Annotated in this window: 1 protein-coding gene; it reads left to right on the top strand. The window is 52.5% G+C overall.

The genetic code is table 11. The annotated features are described in order from the left end of the window. The first annotated feature begins 244 nt into the window (after positions 1-244). A complete protein-coding gene (locus tag HY36_RS12665) occupies positions 245-1,123 on the top strand; it encodes a hypothetical protein (RefSeq protein WP_035553476.1) in 879 nt (292 codons plus the stop codon). The last annotated feature ends 97 nt before the right edge of the window (positions 1,124-1,220 follow it).

The following is a 1,220-nucleotide window of genomic DNA, read 5'->3' as shown; positions in this document are numbered from 1 at the left end:
CATGGTGGATTTCGTGGGCGCCGACGTCTTCCAGTTCATGGGCGGCGGCGAAGCCCCAGCTGACGCCGTGCGTGTATACGCCAGCGGCGCGGCCAATGGAAATGTCGTGGATAGAGGTACTGGCTAATCTAAGTTCAAAGATGGACAGCCGGACAAAAGCTCTCCTTGGCAGCTATTCGCCGAAAATAGACATCCGCCATGCAGTCAAATAGGGTATCGGAACAGTTCTCGGAGGATCCACAAAATGCTTAGCTGGCGAATACTGCTGGCCGTTTTTGCGCTGGTCTTTGTCGCCTGCCAGCAACGTTCCGAAACAATTGCTTCCGCACCTGCCTGCAATGGTACCGCCGAAGAGGCCACGCCCTGCATAGAGAAGAAGGTTCAAAGTTGGCGTGCGTCCGCTGATATGTCCGACGCTAATTCAACATACAAATTGTTCGAATCCGCGTGTGGAGTGGACGATCCCGACGGATGCTGGATGCTGGGCCGGGCCCTTCAAGGCGACGGTTTCATGTCAGAGAAGATGCAGAAAATCGGTAGCTTCAGACAGGATCGCCTCGATCCAGAACGGGGGGCAATGATGATCCAAAAATCCTGCGAACTCGGATCGGAGTACGGTTGTTTGAATCATGCCGCAAGTCTGGCGGCCGAAGTTCACTGGAATCCGGACGAGCTTCAGAAAGCCGATCTAGAAAAGGTTATGGATAACTTTTACCGTTCCTGTGAGCTGGGCTTCGTAACCGGGTGTGGCGGTTACTTCGATTTATCCGTCTCCATGCAACCTTCACCAGATATCGAAAAAGAAAAGTACGCTGCGCAGGAGCTTTGCGACAACAAGATCGGAAGCGGGTGCCACCTTCTTGGCATTTACATTATACATGAAGCCCAAGACGAAGATCAGCACAAACGCGCACTGCCAATGTGGAAGCAGGGGTGTGAATACGGGCACGAAGATGCGTGCCGTTCGTATGCGGGCAACATGGACTATTTTGGAAACGACGCTGAGTATGACTGGGCGGTCCGAACTGCGTGTGAATTTGGTTTCCACACGGGAGAATGGGGGGCTAAAGACAGTGTCGATTATCCACCTTGTCGTTCGTTAAATTCTGGATCAGATGATTGATATACGATCTCACGGCTAAACGCGGTTATGTACCGGACAGGTTCCTAGTTTTGTGAGACTTCTGGATCAAACGCCATCAGGCTTTTCCGGAGCGTCT

The organism is Hyphomonas atlantica corrig., from assembly GCF_000682715.1.
In the GTDB taxonomy this organism is placed as follows: domain Bacteria; phylum Pseudomonadota; class Alphaproteobacteria; order Caulobacterales; family Hyphomonadaceae; genus Hyphomonas; species Hyphomonas atlantica.
Note: the sequence above shows the minus strand (reverse complement) of the source record. Positions and strands in the feature narration are given on the sequence as shown.

Bases quoted from the DNA above. Each gene is read 5' to 3' on its own strand.
- HY36_RS12665 (WP_035553476.1), top strand. From the start codon at position 245: ATGCTTAGCTGGCGAATACTGCTGGCCGTTTTTGCGCTGGTCTTTGTC.